We start from the raw sequence: 14719 nt of genomic DNA, 5'->3' as shown, positions 1-14719 counted from the left end.
CTCCGATTCTAGTCCTGATAATCCCCTTACGCATATGTTATCAAACCTGATCGACAGGTAGATTAAATCTATTGAATAACTACAAACATATAATTTTCCAAATAATTATGAGTGAATTTCCTGGGTCGTTTAGGGGGGTGAAGACTGAGTCGAGTCGATACTCTTTTGGATTTCAGCAGAGAACGATTTGCCACGTTAACCAGATTACTATGGGTGCGAATTCTAAACGAGAAGTTGATTTTTCGCCTAATCTCCCAGATCAGTTCCAACGGCGATTTGACGCTCTAACCGATGAACTAATCGAATTTCAGGAAGAACTCGATAGAGAAGTTGCCATCAAAGATGAGATTCGATCTATTGAGAGTGAAATAGAAGACGAAGTAACTGAGGGCCAGATTCGATATCTCGCTGCGTTAGAAGTCCTCTTGGATCTCATTGAAATCAACTATGACATCCGGAAAAACTCTGATCTACATGTCGTCCGACCAGACCCGGATCGCTACAAGGACAACCCGGAGGAATTCAAAGAACAAGAGAGAACAATTCTTCAGAAGGAACGTCGAGCGCAATTCAAAGAGGAAAGTGTCCGCGAGTTTATCCGGAAAATGGAACGTGATACCCGCCGCAACACTAATGGTGGGAGAAGTGTCCTCGAACTCATAACTGAAGGAGAACAACTCTATGGAGACTTAGCGCCGCTTCTAGATCAAAACCAAGAGGAGATTGTGGAGGAACTACACGACATCGTCCAACCATATATACAAAAAGTCGAGAAGGGCCAGAAATGCCAACATACCGGTTTGGATTTGATGGATATCTGGCGCTACTTCCGATATACTTGGCTAACTCCGTATAATACAGTCCCTGGGAGAAATATCAACTTCCTTATTAGAAATGCTGCAAAGCCAAAAGATCCCGTAATGGGGATCGCGACGCTTGCGAGTCCGATGATGAATATGTCCGTCCGAGACAACTACATCGGATGGAGGATTGAGGCCATTGAAGAGACACTGCAGCGGAAGAAACAGATCCATGAATATGAGGAGCAATTACCGGCAGAGAAGCGGACGCCGGATAAAAAAACACGAGCAGTAACTCAAACAGAGTGGCTTGAATCGGAAGAAGAGTATCAGCAGAGAGTCAGCCGATTCTGTTCGGATATACGGCAAGCCTTAGAACAGTCAATTAGGGACGCTATTGAGGACATCCGCTACGACGACTTCGTTGACGAATACGATGAATTGTCGCAAGAGCGGTTCAATAACCCGAATGGTCGTGTAATTGAGATTCTCGAAGATATCGAGACCGAGGCTGAGCAGACCATCGAAAATGGTGAAGACGAGAACCCAGAGAAGATGGAGTCGTGGATGGAGAGAAGCGAAACTGCATTATTCAGGAAGAAGCGTGCTAGAGCGCTTCAGAAACTGCTTCGGGACCGGAAGTATTTCCAAGAACATAGCGAGGAGGGCGATGAGGAGTTCATTCGCACTGGTCTAAATAACGATTCAGGACGACGAGCTATCAAAACCGCGCTGAAAGAAATCAAGAAGGAGAGAGTCGGAGCCGGAATGATGAACATCATGGTTTGCGGCGCTATCCCTCCCTACAACCGCATTCTCGGCGGAAAACTTGTGGCAATGGCCTTGACCGGTCCTCAGGTCATCAATATGTACCAGCATAAGTATGGCGACTATCAGAGTGAAATCGCCAGCTCGATGAAAGGCGAGCCGGTGACCAAACAAAACGAGTTGGTGTTCCTCGATACTACCGGGCTGTTTGAAATCGGTAGTGCTCAGTACGACCGTATCAGAGTCCCTACTGGAAACGGCCGGATCGAATACGATCAGATCGGATATACAGAGGGGTATGGTACGATTCAGTTTGGCCCTGAAACACGGAAACGGTTAAGCCAAGTCACACAATTTGAGGAAGGTCGAAAAGTAGTCAGAGGTCGATTTGGGGAAGGCGTGTCTCCACGAATCCGTAAAATCCGTCGCGGTTTGAAGAACTGCGGACTGGAAACGGATCTATTGAAGCACGAATCCCGACGAATCGTCTACGGAGTTAACCTCGCAGAAAACACTCAAGAGTATCTCCTTGGCATCAATGGAGAGCCCGATTACTACTGGAATTTTGATGATCCTGAGAAAGAGCAGCAGTCCATCTACAATTACTGGATAGACCGGTGGGCAAGTATGAGAGTCCAGAAACAGCGTGTGCTCGAGAATATCCGGGAATTTGACAAGCAAGAATTCAAACTGAGCAGTGAGATTGATTTTGACAAACGACAGGCCAGCCTCAGTGAGTTTATTATAAGTAATAGTTAACATGCCAGGATTACTCGGTCATCAACATCAAAGGTAAATATGGGAATTGAAGCATCAACGCTGGATCTGCGATTTCTTTCGCAACTCGCACAGGGAGGCTTCGCTGAACAGCTCACTGACGAACAACGTAGAGAGATACACATAACAACCCGCTTGGACGGAGAGGAATACCTACAGGACGCACTGGAAGACGGGAAACAGGTCGTTCTCACCGGGAACCCTGGAGACGGAAAAACCCAGTACATCCTGCAGATGAAACCTGAGTATCCGGACCCCGATTATTTCTATCTCTCGGACGCCTCAGAATACGACGACTACACCATTCTACTCGACAAATGGAAAGACGCCCTCGATGACGGTCGGCCTGGTATCCTCGCTATCAACGACGGCCCTCTTTACGAGATGACCACCCGGCACGCCGACGACTGTCCATTCCTGAAAAAAGTTCGAAGCCAGTTCCAGAACCAGATCATCTACGACGAAGACCAAGCCGAGAATGCTGACTTCGACTCTATCGTCGTCATCGACCTCAACAACAGGAATATCCTAACTCGCAAGGTCATCGGTCAGGCCATCGAGAACCTAACTTCGAACAAATTCCTGAAAGAGAACAACGGTGACGACATTGACGGCCACATCGCCTACAACATAGACAAGATGAGGAACAATCGTGTCAGAGAAAATACCATTCGTCTCTTACAGTCAGTTGGCCAGTTGGATGCCCACGTAACCGTTCGTGACCTGCTAAACTTCCTCGCCTACTGTATCACTGGAGCCAAAGAAAAGAGCGTCTCCAACTTTGATGAAGACCTGAAATACTATAACCTCGCGTTCAGTGGCAGCGGGAAGATCTTCACCCTCCTGAACGAACACTTCCATCCCCGCAACCTCACCCATCCATTCATTGACAGCAAGCTCTGGGCAGACGCTGAAGAAGAGATTTCACGGAGAGACGAAGAAGATTCAGAGGAAGAAGTCGACCAACGCTTCATCGAAAAGAAACGCCAGTTCTACTTTGAGGACGTAGTCATCAAAGACTACGACGCCCGCGACCTCTACCATGAGACCAACTACTCTTTCCATAACCAGCGGAACAGGGATCGTTCGGACGAAAGCGTGAAAGAGGATGTCATAGAGATGATTAACAGCTATTTCATGCCAGATTCTTCCAAAGGTTCCGACCTCCGAGTCTGGCTCTCCCATAACTATCGATCTAAAAGCTCCCTATCCCTGATCTCCCGGACAGAAATTCCCAAACGTGAGTTGAACCGCCGAGTCCCGCAGCTCCATCCCGAAATCAGAGATGCAATGGACTACAACCACGACCACCACGTTCTCGAATACGAAGGCCGTGACTCAACAGTCAGACTACGGATTGATCCAGATCTATCAGAAACACTCGGTGCCCTGGAAGGCAATATCCCCTACATCCTACGCGGCAGAGAGGAAGAACAGCAGTTGCTAGAATTTATGGAAGAAATCGAGTATAGGGAAAGCCATGATGAGGACTACGGCACCGTCCACATTATGGACACGGAAACCGGCGAACTCGAGATCCTGACAGTCAACGATGACCGATACCAGATGGAGCGGAGGTGAACACCGATGCCAATGAGACTTAACGACGTCAACTCCGACGCATCGGAAGCCGCGTTCGGATTCAAAGCAACCTCTGCCTCTCTAAAACCGGTGCACCTCTCCCAGGTCGTCTTCAGTAACGTCCTGGGATCTACTCATCAGTCGGAGGACCTGTTCAAGTTCGTCGAGAAACCTGGGAAAACCCCTTCCAGCGACTTGGACGAGAAATACCACGGCCTGTTCGAGTCCTCTCGTGATCTCAGTGACGAACAAATGGACAATCTTCGATACAGGATAAGGAAAGTTCTGGACAACGACAACGCCCTGTACGCAAGTAGTCCACGACATTCTGCGATGACCTCTATGAGCGACTGGTTCGTCGCCTACCGCCGAATCGGTGTAACACCCTCTCAGTTCATCTACACCGTACTGGACGAATCCGACAGCGACATCAACCTGAAGCTGACCGACCAACTTCAGGATCACCACGACGCTATCTCTCTCCTGTTCCGACCACTCGCCAAAGACGGGAAAAAAGGCAATGTCACGGTCTCGCCTTGGGAAGAACCGGTCCTCGGAGACGCATTCGGGGGCAAGAAGATTGCGGAAGAGTTCGTCGAAGGCTTCGAAACCCTGTCGAAGCATCTGAAAGACTCCAACGGCGACTATGACCTGAACTACGCCCGTGACCTTCGCCGCACCATCAAATTTGGCGGGTTTCTACTCTACGTCTACATGGCCAACCGACACAATGAGATTCGAGAAGACGGGGGCAAAAACGAACCCGTCCCACTCGTTCTGAACTATACCGGGAATAGGGACAACCCGGTAGCCAACGCCAGCCTCGAATCATTCCGCGTCGTCGGGTCAGAGATTCAGTTAGCCACCCGGCTCGGCGTAAAACACGTCCTCGACCTGCAGGGCTACAAAGACTTTAGCGAGGAAGACGTCCTCCGAGAGATCGAGAACCACAATTTCCTGGAACTGAACCGGAATAAGGAGGACAAGATCGAGCAGGACTACGAAAAATTCGAGCAGGTGTTCCGGGCTTCTCGGGATCCCGAACAGGATACCACCTTCTACAGGCTGGTGGACGCTGTCAGCAACGTCATCCACGACTTCTCGAACCGGTTCGACACGTACACACCGCAGTCCACAGCCCAGACATTCGCCTGGCGTGCCGGAATCCTCAAACCACGAGGAAATCGGGCGAACAAACGCAGATATCGGCCTGACCCCGAGATGCTGGAACCCATCCTACTCTCCGTAATCGAACCAGGCACGAGTATGTCTCTCCAAGATCTCTCAGAAGAACTCCGGGAACGGTACGGAATCATCGTAGGCGGAACTGAACAGGACCGCAGCCACCTGACGGAGTGGGACATCCGCCTCGGTGCCAGCGCATCCGAAAGTGATCCGCTGAATAACCAGAACTACGAGGGTTTCAAAGAAGCAGTATCCAGGCTTGGATACGCTGAGGAATACGCGGACGGCGTCACCATCGTCTCTGTCCCCGAGGAGGAAATATGAGCGAAACCACACAGACACAAGACAGCTCATACGAGAGCAACGAGGATCTGATCGGCAAAGCAATCGCCAACGAGACAGTCGACCAACTGACCGACGAAAACATCGGTATTATCATCGAATCGCCGCCCCGGTTCGACGCTGGGGAATTTGTCGATATCCTCTGCAGTAATGCACGGTACGATGTTGGCCTCGCAATGGTCAGCATCGATGAAGCAGACATTGACGATCTTCAGTCACGGACGGAGGACTCCTCCGTCAGACTCACGGACAAAGTCAGTGTCGCCGTCAACTGGCGGAACGGCACCGACACCGGATTCGAATGGGACGGGCGAATCGAACCAGAGAAACTGGTGATTCTGGTCCGGGGAGACCACGCCCGTCTGAACTCGATGAAAGATTTCGAGGGCATGGTCGACCTGCCTCTGGCAGAAATCACGCGAGAAATCACCGACCAGATGAAGGCCAAGAAACAGTTCGCCGACAGTCCCCCAGCTCAAGCCATCTGGAAAACCCTTGGATCCGACCTCTACGATAGATTCGAAATCCCTGCAGTAGCTGACTACGCAACTTCGACGCTCAAAGAATCAGAACAAGCCTCACTCGACGCCCTTGGAACCGAACTCTACAGACTGCGGCTGTTCAACGATCCGGGGCTCAACAACCCCGACAAAATCCCTGACAGACTTTCCGACAACCTGGACCTTGTACTGCGGGTCTCTCACATGTCGAATAGGGATCGACGTCGCCTCACTAACAGCGTCACCAAAGTCGACAACAGCGAAAGGGAAGAACGGGAACAATCCGTAGCCAAGCTTCGCCGGTTCGAACGAACAGGCGACTCGGAGATCCTCGCCGACCTGAAGTACAACGAGGTCAACGAAATATTCTCCACCGCTGGCCAGTCCAGCCAACGACGTTCAACCACTAGCACCCGGAGAGATGTCGAATCTGCCAGCGTGGAAGCAGTCTTCGATGACAACGATGAAGAACTGGAACGGCTTTCAGAAGAGTTCGATGACCAGTACCGAGAAGCCGTCGAGGAAGAAGAAAACCGGGTCGATATGGAGTTCACCGGGGATGAGCAGTTGGCCTTCGACGTCAACGACGACCTCTACTACTTCATCGATCACTTCGTTACCGAGGATTCCTTCGGCGGTATCATTCACAACCCAGAGGACAGGCAAAGTGCGATCAAGAACTTCCAAGCTCTGAGAACTGAGAAGTTCCAACCACGAGGCGAAGATAGCACCTTCGAAAAACTCCGTGGAGTGGCTGAGAACAGCGGCAAGTTCGAGGACTTAGTCGAATCCATCGACCGATACGTAACAGCCCGTAGCGAACTTGTCTACGCCCTACCAGGACTGCTATCCGCACCGCTCATCCGCCTTCTCGGAGACGAAGGCCTGCTAAAATCCGCAGAAGACTACATAGATGCATACCGCGAAGTCCAGGACAAACTGGACAAGAAGTACCGAGAGATTCAGGACGTCAGCTCCGAAGGCTCCTCCAAACTCCTCTCCGACTTCCTCCTATTCGACACCGTCATCCTCGAATACGAAGATGACAGAGAACTCGTCCTCTCCCCACTCCACCCGCTCCACCTCTGGAAGTACTCCGAACTGGCGCGGGAGATGAAGGACGAAAAAGAGTCGCTGACCGAGGAAGAACGCAACTTCCTCATCAACAGCGTCGAAGAACAGCCACACGTCCTCCGTAGCATCCACGTGGGCGGGAACTACCGACTGGCGGATGAGACTTATCTCGTACAATCCGCGGAGCTCGACAGGCTGCCAGTCTACACCCGGATCGAGAACGCTGCAGAAGGCACGAACTCCAAGTTCTACGACTACGTACTCGACAAATTCACGTCAGCATACCCTCCGTCCAGACGCCACCTTAAGATCAGCGTCATCGACCCACTAGATCCTGTGAACCTTCTCTCTGATATCGCTCATCTGGCTGAGAAAGAAGAAATCCAAGGCGCGACAGTGGAGTTTGCCTTTATCGAAGACGAAGAGAAACCTGTCCTCAACGGAACTGTCTCACCTAGCGTATCCGAGGACATCATCAACCTGTTCGGCCCGGACAACGACTCTGGGGAGTTCGAGATCGTTACAACCGAACACTCCAGCTACGACTCATACGCTGAGGGCCTGAAAGGCGACCCACAGCATTTTATCCTGATTAACGACCAGAGCAACTTCAGCATCCAGACCTTCGAGCGTGATGCCGAGACCACAATCCACCCGCTATACGTCCCGAAAGAGTTCGACTACGACCTACTCGAGGACAAAATAAATATCTCACCGTCGAAGGAAGGAGTCCTCTTCTCCGAGTACCAGGACCTGATCAACCAACTGTATAACCAGCGGCAGGCCATCCACAACGCCGAGGTCAACGAACTTAACGTCAAGAAAGAGACTATCGACGAACTCCTCGACTCCGTGATCTGGATCTCAATCTCCTCACCGCCGATGAATGGTAACCCGTTCTGGAAGGACAACCTAATTTCTAGAGAAAGACGCGGCGAACGCGACTTCGCCACGTACTCTGAGGATATCGATTACTTCCGACGGGTCCTCCGCCGGATCATCACCGAATACCGTCTCGCGCCTGACGACACCGATTTGGAGGATATCGCAGAGAGAATCGCTGACCTGCAGCAAAGCGGCCTTCTCCGCCTCATCACCCGGGAAACCCTCGGCAGCGGAAAATCCAGAAACACAAAAGGCTTGCTTGGCTCGATTATCGCCGTCCAGTGGCTGCAACAAACGCTGGCCGACCCCAAGCTGATCTTCTCCATCGACAACCCACGCACCCGGGAATGGCTGAATCTGGGAGACAGCGAGAGCCGGGCCGACATCCTTACCGTCCAGTTCGACGACGATGGTGGCCTTATCCTCGACATCATCGAAATCAAGACTCTGGAAGAAACTAGCGGTGCCTACACCGTCAAAGACGAAGATGGCACCAAGGTCGTGGAAGGGAATGCCGTCGACCAAGTCTTCGAGACGACAGACACAATCCGTGGCCTGTTCACTGGCCAGAAAAACCTCACCACGTCGCCCCGGAAAGAGGCTCTCCGCGAACAACTGTACTACGAACTGACCTCCGCCGAAGGGATGGAGGGTAAGCAGGAGTGGGCAGACCGGATTAATAACGTATTCAACGGGGATGCTCAAATCGAGATCAACCCGAGGATCGTATCGGTCGAAGTCACCAGCGAAGCCACGTCGGACGAACGAATTAACGGCGTAACTACGAACGCCCAGTCCATTAGGGTCGACAAGCTTCCCCGCCAGTCAATTAAGCGGTTGATCGTCAGCGGCATCGAAGACCGAGAGAACCAGAGGCTGGAACAGGATGCTGAAGAAGAAGCTGTCGCAGAAGAGGAAACGGACGAGGTCGACGAAACCAAGCCGGAAGCGGACGAGGAGGAAACCGGCGGGAGAGACACCGTCAGCGACGCGGAAAAGACAGACGTCAACAAAGAATCTGCTGACCGGTTCGGCGATCCCGAAGAATACACTGACCTGGTAGAAACCCTGAAACGGGTTCTCAACGAGTTCAAGATCAACATCCGAAATATCGATCCCGACGATATTGATGTCGGACCAAACGTAGTCCGCTTCAAGATCCGTTTGGCACCAGGCGAGAAACAGAGTTCCCTAGAGCAACGTACAGAGGACATCGCCCGAGAAATGGCGTTCGAGAAAGAACCAATCGTCCAGCGACTGCCTGGAACAGAGTACGTAGCTCTTGACGTTCCTCGGGAACACAACGTCGTGGTACCTCAACGCGATTACAAAGACCGGTACAAACCGCCCGGCGAAATCGAGACATCTTCATTACCCTTCCTAGCAGGCATTACACCAGACGGCGATGTCTACCGTTCTGACCTCTCTGAAGCACCGCACATGTTGGTCGGCGGAGCAACAGGTAGCGGGAAGACCGTGTTCCTGTACTCCCTGATTATGAACTTCATGGAGCAGAAAGGCGAAGACAACGTCGAGTTCGCCTTGGTTGATCCGAAGGAGACCGACTTCATCTTCTTCGATGCTCTGCCGAACCTTTCTAACGGTGAAGTGATCACTGGCGCCGAAGAAGCTGCCAACCTGTTCGAGTGGCTCGTCGAGGATGAAATCCCGCGTAGAAAACAGCTGCTGCGCGAAAGCGTCTGCCGTGACATTGGGGAGTACAACGAACAGAATCCGGATGACCAGATGAAGCCGATTGTCGTCATCATCGATGAATACAGCGACCTACTCCAGCAACTTGGAGAAGACGCTGATGACACCGAGGATAACGTGCGCCGCATCGCTCAAATCGCACGGGCACAGGGTATCCATCTCGTCATCTCTACCCAACGACCTTCCCACGAAGCTATCGACACGGACCTCCGTGCTAATTTGGATACTCGGGTAGCTTTCCGGCTGCCAAAGCAGTCTGACTCTCGAATCCTAATTGACGAAGGTGGAGCAGAGGAACTTGGTGGAGACGGAGACATGCTACTTAAAGAAGCAGACAGAACTACTAGGCTTCAAGGCTTCTATGTAGACTCTGACGACATCCGCGAACTTATAAGCCAATACCGGTGAGCCTAAGAATGTAGAATTTAAATGCCGTTCTTGGGCCTCCACGACGGTACCGAGGTCATTCCGAATCAGGTACAGAAAGGGGATCTCCTCGAGTACCCGAAGTGCGGCGATCAGTTGAAGATTCGCGACTCTCATCGCCTGAAGGGGTCTTTCGCTGCACGGCATTTCTCCCACGCTGCTGAAGAGAAGACTGACTGTTGCTGTGAATCTCTACCGTTTTCTCATAATGAATGGCTAGACTATGTCGATATCTCACGCTCTCTGCATAATTTGGATAATGTAAACAATGTAGGTTGCATGTATTGCGCTCATTGGCGCTTAATGGAGGTAGCGATAATTGTGATGGATTTGAACGAATTGTAGATAATGCAGATTATGTAGATTGCGTGTAGTTGGTAGAGATCGGGGGCGAATGAAGGTTGGGTGAACAATCCACATAATGTACAAAATGTGGGTTGTGTGGATGGCGCACCCAATTTGTCTGACGCAGAATTATGGTGGGTGAGCTTCATTTGCCGCGTATGAGCAGGACAAAACTCACATTATCAACGAAACGCGCAACCTTCAATATCTACACAATGCAAACTGCCTACAAAATGTGCAAAATCCACCTTTTGCGGGGTGCTGACCCATGAGTGCTGACGAGTTTGAAGGACTTCCCGGAGCAGCAGTCTCGTTGCTTAAGGGCGGCGTAGGAAAATCCACGATCGCACTCAACATCGCTGACCGACTCGCTGCTCGCGGCCATGAGACGGTACTACTGGATCTGGATAAGGACGGGCACATGACGACCCAGCTTGGGTACGACGATGCGTACGACCGAGATGCTAACCTCGGTGACGCCCTTATCGATGGTGAAAATCCCGAAGAACTGCTTATTGAGACGGACTTCGGTGTTCACCTCCTCCCGTCGAGCAACGAGCTCGAGAACGTTGAGACGAGGCTGAAGGACGAACGGTTCGCAGACGTGAAGCTTCGGAGGAACGTCGTCGATCCGCTCATCCAAAACGGATACGACTACGTGATAATCGATGCCGCAGGCGGCCGTGGGAAACTCTCCGATAATGCCCTCATCGCCGTCCAGCGCGTCATAATCCCGTTGATCCCACGTGCTGGGTCGATTAACGGCCTCAACAAGATGATTGAACGCCAGATTTCTCCAATTCGGCAGAATATCGGGTTAGATATTCTCGCAGTTACCCCAAATATGATTCGAGAAACAATGGGGCAACGCAACGAGCACCGGACTCTCGTTGAAAATCTTAACCGAGAGTTCGGTTCGTTCGTCCCTGAGTACGCTCGTGTGGACCCGGAAATCTTCGATGCCCTCGATGACTCGGGACGCACCATCGAGAGTATTCCGAAGCCAGGAATTCGCGAACGAACCGCGATCTCTCGCGCTTTCAAGCAAGGAATGCCCGTCTCGGAGTTCGACGAAGATTGTGACCAAATCCCGAATTTCGACCACTTAGCGGATCTCGTGGAGGAACAAAGCCATGCCTAATGAGGATGAGCGCTTCGGGGACGTCGCTGAACAGCTCAAACAGACGGAAGAAGGAGTAGAATCGGACGACGACGAACGTACTGATACCGAGGATGAACCGCAAGCGGAGGAGGAGATAACTACTGAAGACACAGAGTCGGGGACTGAGTCCGTACCTGATCAGGATGAGGAGGATGTGGACGAATCCACTGGTGGACCGGCCTTCTCCTTTGACGAGACCGATATGCACGGTTTCTACGTCCGGGATGAGACGTGGGATGGCGTTACCCGGATGCGATCTTCAGTAACTGCCGCGTGCTCAATGTTTGATGTCCCCGAGTTTGAGGGAAGAGAGTTCCAAGATGCGTGTCTACGAGTGATTGCAGATCACGGTGACGAGGTTGCTCTCCAGATACTCCGAGAACGTGGTATCGAAGCTGATGAGGACCGTGTTCAGGAAATTGTGGCGATGCTGAGTGACCAGGCTATAAACGACTAATCTTGGATCCCACCGATTTTCTCCATCATTTGGATATCGGACACATTGTACATAATGTAGGTAATGTAAATGTCCATCTGCTTGCTGTCTTGCGATTATTCTTTGCACTGGATACCGACACCGGTTTCTTGGAAGTTGAGGCCGGCCTTCTCAATGCATAGACTCTGTTGGGAGGCACAGGGAAGAAAGAGCAGAGAGTTCTGTTGAATGCCCTAACAACGTACAAAGGTAAAGTGGCTTTGTCGCGGACACACTGATATGACTAACGAGGAGATCGACGATGTCGACAAAGCGATCCTGTATGCACTCCAAGAAGACGCTCGAAACATGTCGTCCGGAGACATCGCGGAGCGGACCGGTACCTCTGACAGTACTGTCCGCAAGCGCATTCAGCGTCTCGAATCCGACGGCGTAATCAAAGGATACAGCGCTAGGGTCGACTATCAGAAATCAGGTTATCCGCTCCGAATGCTGCTTTACTGTACCGCTGCGATTCCCGAACGTGGTGACCTCGTCCCCGATATTCTGGACATCGATGGCGTGGTATCAGTTCAGGAGTTGGTCACTGGTGAACAAAACCTCCTCGTCACTGCAGTCGGCGAGACGGACAGCGACATTACACCCGTTGCACAGGAACTTCTCGATATGGGGCTCACCGTTGCCGACGAAGTCCTCGTTCGGAGTCACGAGACGACGCCCTTCGGAAAGTTCAATTCCAAGACTCAGACAGGCGACGATTCCTAGACGAGGACACGTTTGACGTCCACCTCGGTCGCGCGACGAACGACTGCCTGTACTGGATCAACAGAGCCCGTCAGATTGTCCGAGTCACCGTCGAGGACGAGGAGTGCTGCGCGCCGGCCGGGAGCGATGACACCACAACCGAGTCCAACGATATCGGCACCGGCCGTCGTCGCCATCCGTAACACCTCTCGGGCAGTCACGTCGAACTGTTTCACCGTGTACGCCATCTCCCGAAACATCGACGGGGGATTCAGCATGACGTTGTCAGTCCCGAGTGCGACTGTCGTGTGATCGAGCAATTCCCGTACTGGAGGGGTTCCAACGTCGAGAACAGTGTTCGCGCGCGGACAGACCGCCACCGGGACTGACTGCTCTGTAACTCGCTGCAGGTGGTCCTGTTCTGCGTGCACCATGTGGACGAGGAGGTTCGGCTCCAGATCGAGTGCCGGATGGATGTCAGTCGCGTCGGGTTCGCCAGCGTGGATCGCAAAGGGCACGTCGTGTTTCCGGCAGGCAGCACGCTGTTCGGTGAAGTCGCCGTCGTTTGCCCCGGAGCCGCCGTACCCGTCGGCAACATCGAGGACGGACTGCGTTCCGCTCCCGAAGATGAACGGGTCGAGGGAAACGGACGCAGCCGCCTCACGGAGCGCGCGTGCCCCGGCAGCTCCGGACTCCCGGAAGTCCAAACAGGAGACCGTCCCAGTTCGCTCCATAAATCGGAGCGTCCGGCGCATCGCTGATACGAGGTCGGAACGGTCGGCAGCCGCCAATCGTCGGTGTTTCAGACTGTCCGGCGGTGCCACTGCTTCGTTGAGCGATAGCCCTACAGCTGCTTCCTTCGCGACGGAGTCACCCAGATGCGTGTGAGCGTTGACGAACGCCGGCAGTATGATATCGGTCGATGTCATTTCTGTCTCCTCGATACGCTCGATCTGACCGTCCTCGATAACAACACGACCCCGCATCGGCTCGAACGACCGGCCGACGAGGAGAGTTCCCGAGAGTGCTTCCATACCAGCACCTCCACGTCAATAACGATATGGTTTTTTGTACGGGTATATCGAACGTTCCGGTAAAGCAATGTTGATTGGGGACCAAAATGGTCGAAGGAACCCGCTGGCGGCAGTAATAGGTCCGAGCGGAGGTGGCACAGCGTAGAATGAACGGGAACGATCTCGAATCTGTCATCGAGTCGGTTCAAGACTGGGCCGGGCCTCAAAGCGACATGGGACACGAATCGGATGCGCAGACGGCACTCGTCGTCTCGTGCTCGATGAGCAGTTGCAAGCGCCGGGGGCCGCTGTGGCCGGTTGACGCTACCTGGAACGTCGTTAGCGTCGAGACTCTCGGGAATCAGACACAGGAACGATACGAGGAACAAACGGTTCCAGACAGCACCATCGAACACCTCAGAACCCAGCACGACATCACAGCGGTCATCGTTGTGGGACACACGAGTTGTGAGGTTCTCGAAGACGCCTATGAGCGGTGGGTTGCACCCGATGCAGAGTCACCTGTCGGGATCGAAGTACGGTTGGATCCGCTCCGCTCGCTCGTCGGAGAAGCGTTCGAGGAGGGAGTCGTGACGGAATCGTTGCCGCTTCAGACGGTACAGCACCGACTCGCCGAGTACAATGTTCGCCAACAGGTCCAATTTCTCCAGCAGGCACTCCCCTTGTCGGTGACGGTCGCTGGCTACGTTTACGATCAGGACGGTGCGTACAGTTCGTTCCCAGACAAGCGGTATCTGGTCGCCCTCGATGGTGCGACAGACCCGACCACAATCCGGGCTCGTCTCCCCGACGATGCGTCGATACGTGTCGCAAGCCTCCTGACCTGACTCCTCTACCAGGCGACTCTGTGCACCGCTGGACAATCATAATGTTCTATAATTCCCGTATACCGAACAGAATGTGAATATAGATAGATTTAACAACCATTCTGTTCAATTAAGGGGTGA

9 protein-coding genes are annotated in these 14719 nt (G+C 52.6%); 8 read left to right on the top strand and 1 reads right to left on the bottom strand.

Translation table 11 applies throughout. The features are described 5' to 3' along the window. Window positions 1-107 precede the first annotated feature (107 nt). The 7 genes from HZR14_RS09515 to HZR14_RS09485 all read left to right on the top strand — a co-directional run bounded on the left by HZR14_RS09515 (window position 108) and on the right by HZR14_RS09485 (window position 12759). Window positions 108-2327, top strand: a complete 2220-nt coding sequence (locus HZR14_RS09515) for a Druantia anti-phage system protein DruA (protein ID WP_181692634.1) — start codon at window positions 108-110, stop codon at window positions 2325-2327. A gap of 39 nt (window positions 2328-2366) precedes the next feature. Continuing rightward, window positions 2367-3926, top strand: a complete 1560-nt coding sequence (locus HZR14_RS09510; protein WP_181692633.1) for a hypothetical protein — start codon at window positions 2367-2369, stop codon at window positions 3924-3926. A 12-nt stretch (window positions 3927-3938) separates the two neighbouring features. Next, a complete protein-coding gene (locus tag HZR14_RS09505) occupies window positions 3939-5435 on the top strand; it encodes a hypothetical protein (RefSeq protein WP_181692632.1) in 1497 nt (498 codons plus the stop codon). Beyond that, on the top strand, window positions 5432-10033 hold the full coding sequence (locus HZR14_RS09500; protein WP_181692631.1) for a DNA translocase FtsK: 4602 nt from the start codon (window positions 5432-5434) through the stop codon (window positions 10031-10033). Before HZR14_RS09505 ends, HZR14_RS09500 begins: the two co-directional genes overlap by 4 nt. A gap of 631 nt (window positions 10034-10664) precedes the next feature. Then, window positions 10665-11537, top strand: coding sequence for a ParA family protein (locus HZR14_RS09495; protein ID WP_181692630.1), 873 nt, complete (start codon window positions 10665-10667; stop codon window positions 11535-11537). Continuing rightward, entirely contained in the window at window positions 11530-12015 is a 486-nt protein-coding gene (locus HZR14_RS09490; RefSeq protein ID WP_181692629.1) for a DUF7970 domain-containing protein, read from the top strand. The genes HZR14_RS09495 and HZR14_RS09490 overlap by 8 nt, the downstream gene beginning before the upstream one ends. A 258-nt stretch (window positions 12016-12273) precedes the next feature. Beyond that, window positions 12274-12759 carry an Lrp/AsnC family transcriptional regulator gene (locus tag HZR14_RS09485; RefSeq protein ID WP_181692628.1) on the top strand — a complete coding sequence of 162 codons (486 nt, stop codon included), beginning with the start codon at window positions 12274-12276 and terminating at the stop codon, window positions 12757-12759. Here HZR14_RS09485 and HZR14_RS09480 read toward each other — a convergent pair. Beyond that, window positions 12756-13772, bottom strand: coding sequence for an amidohydrolase family protein (locus HZR14_RS09480; RefSeq protein ID WP_181692627.1), 1017 nt, complete (start codon window positions 13770-13772; stop codon window positions 12756-12758). The two genes, HZR14_RS09485 and HZR14_RS09480, sit on opposite strands and share 4 nt — an antisense overlap. A 146-nt stretch (window positions 13773-13918) precedes the next feature. Here HZR14_RS09480 and HZR14_RS09475 point away from each other — a divergent pair, with 146 nt between their 5' ends. Continuing rightward, complete coding sequence (locus HZR14_RS09475) at window positions 13919-14599, top strand: carbonic anhydrase (RefSeq protein WP_181692626.1); 681 nt, start codon at window positions 13919-13921, stop codon at window positions 14597-14599. Window positions 14600-14719: the final 120 nt, after the last annotated feature.

It is taken from the genome of Natronomonas salinimetallica, assembly GCF_013839515.1.
Classification (GTDB): domain Archaea; phylum Halobacteriota; class Halobacteria; order Halobacteriales; family Haloarculaceae; genus Natronomonas.
The sequence above is the reverse complement of the archived record's forward strand: the minus strand, read 5'-3'. Positions and strand labels throughout refer to the sequence as shown.

What these genes read in the sequence shown, in the direction of transcription:
- HZR14_RS09515 (WP_181692634.1), top strand. Translation starts at nt 108, where the DNA reads ATGAGTGAATTTCCTGGGTCGTTTAGGGGGGTGAAGACTGAGTCGAGT.
- HZR14_RS09480 (WP_181692627.1), bottom strand. Translation starts at nt 13,772, where the DNA reads ATGGAAGCACTCTCGGGAACTCTCCTCGTCGGCCGGTCGTTCGAGCCG.
- HZR14_RS09510 (WP_181692633.1), top strand. Translation starts at nt 2,367, where the DNA reads ATGGGAATTGAAGCATCAACGCTGGATCTGCGATTTCTTTCGCAACTC.
- HZR14_RS09475 (WP_181692626.1), top strand. Translation starts at nt 13,919, where the DNA reads ATGAACGGGAACGATCTCGAATCTGTCATCGAGTCGGTTCAAGACTGG.
- HZR14_RS09490 (WP_181692629.1), top strand. Translation starts at nt 11,530, where the DNA reads ATGCCTAATGAGGATGAGCGCTTCGGGGACGTCGCTGAACAGCTCAAA.
- HZR14_RS09485 (WP_181692628.1), top strand. Translation starts at nt 12,274, where the DNA reads ATGACTAACGAGGAGATCGACGATGTCGACAAAGCGATCCTGTATGCA.
- HZR14_RS09505 (WP_181692632.1), top strand. Translation starts at nt 3,939, where the DNA reads ATGAGACTTAACGACGTCAACTCCGACGCATCGGAAGCCGCGTTCGGA.
- HZR14_RS09500 (WP_181692631.1), top strand. Translation starts at nt 5,432, where the DNA reads ATGAGCGAAACCACACAGACACAAGACAGCTCATACGAGAGCAACGAG.
- HZR14_RS09495 (WP_181692630.1), top strand. Translation starts at nt 10,665, where the DNA reads ATGAGTGCTGACGAGTTTGAAGGACTTCCCGGAGCAGCAGTCTCGTTG.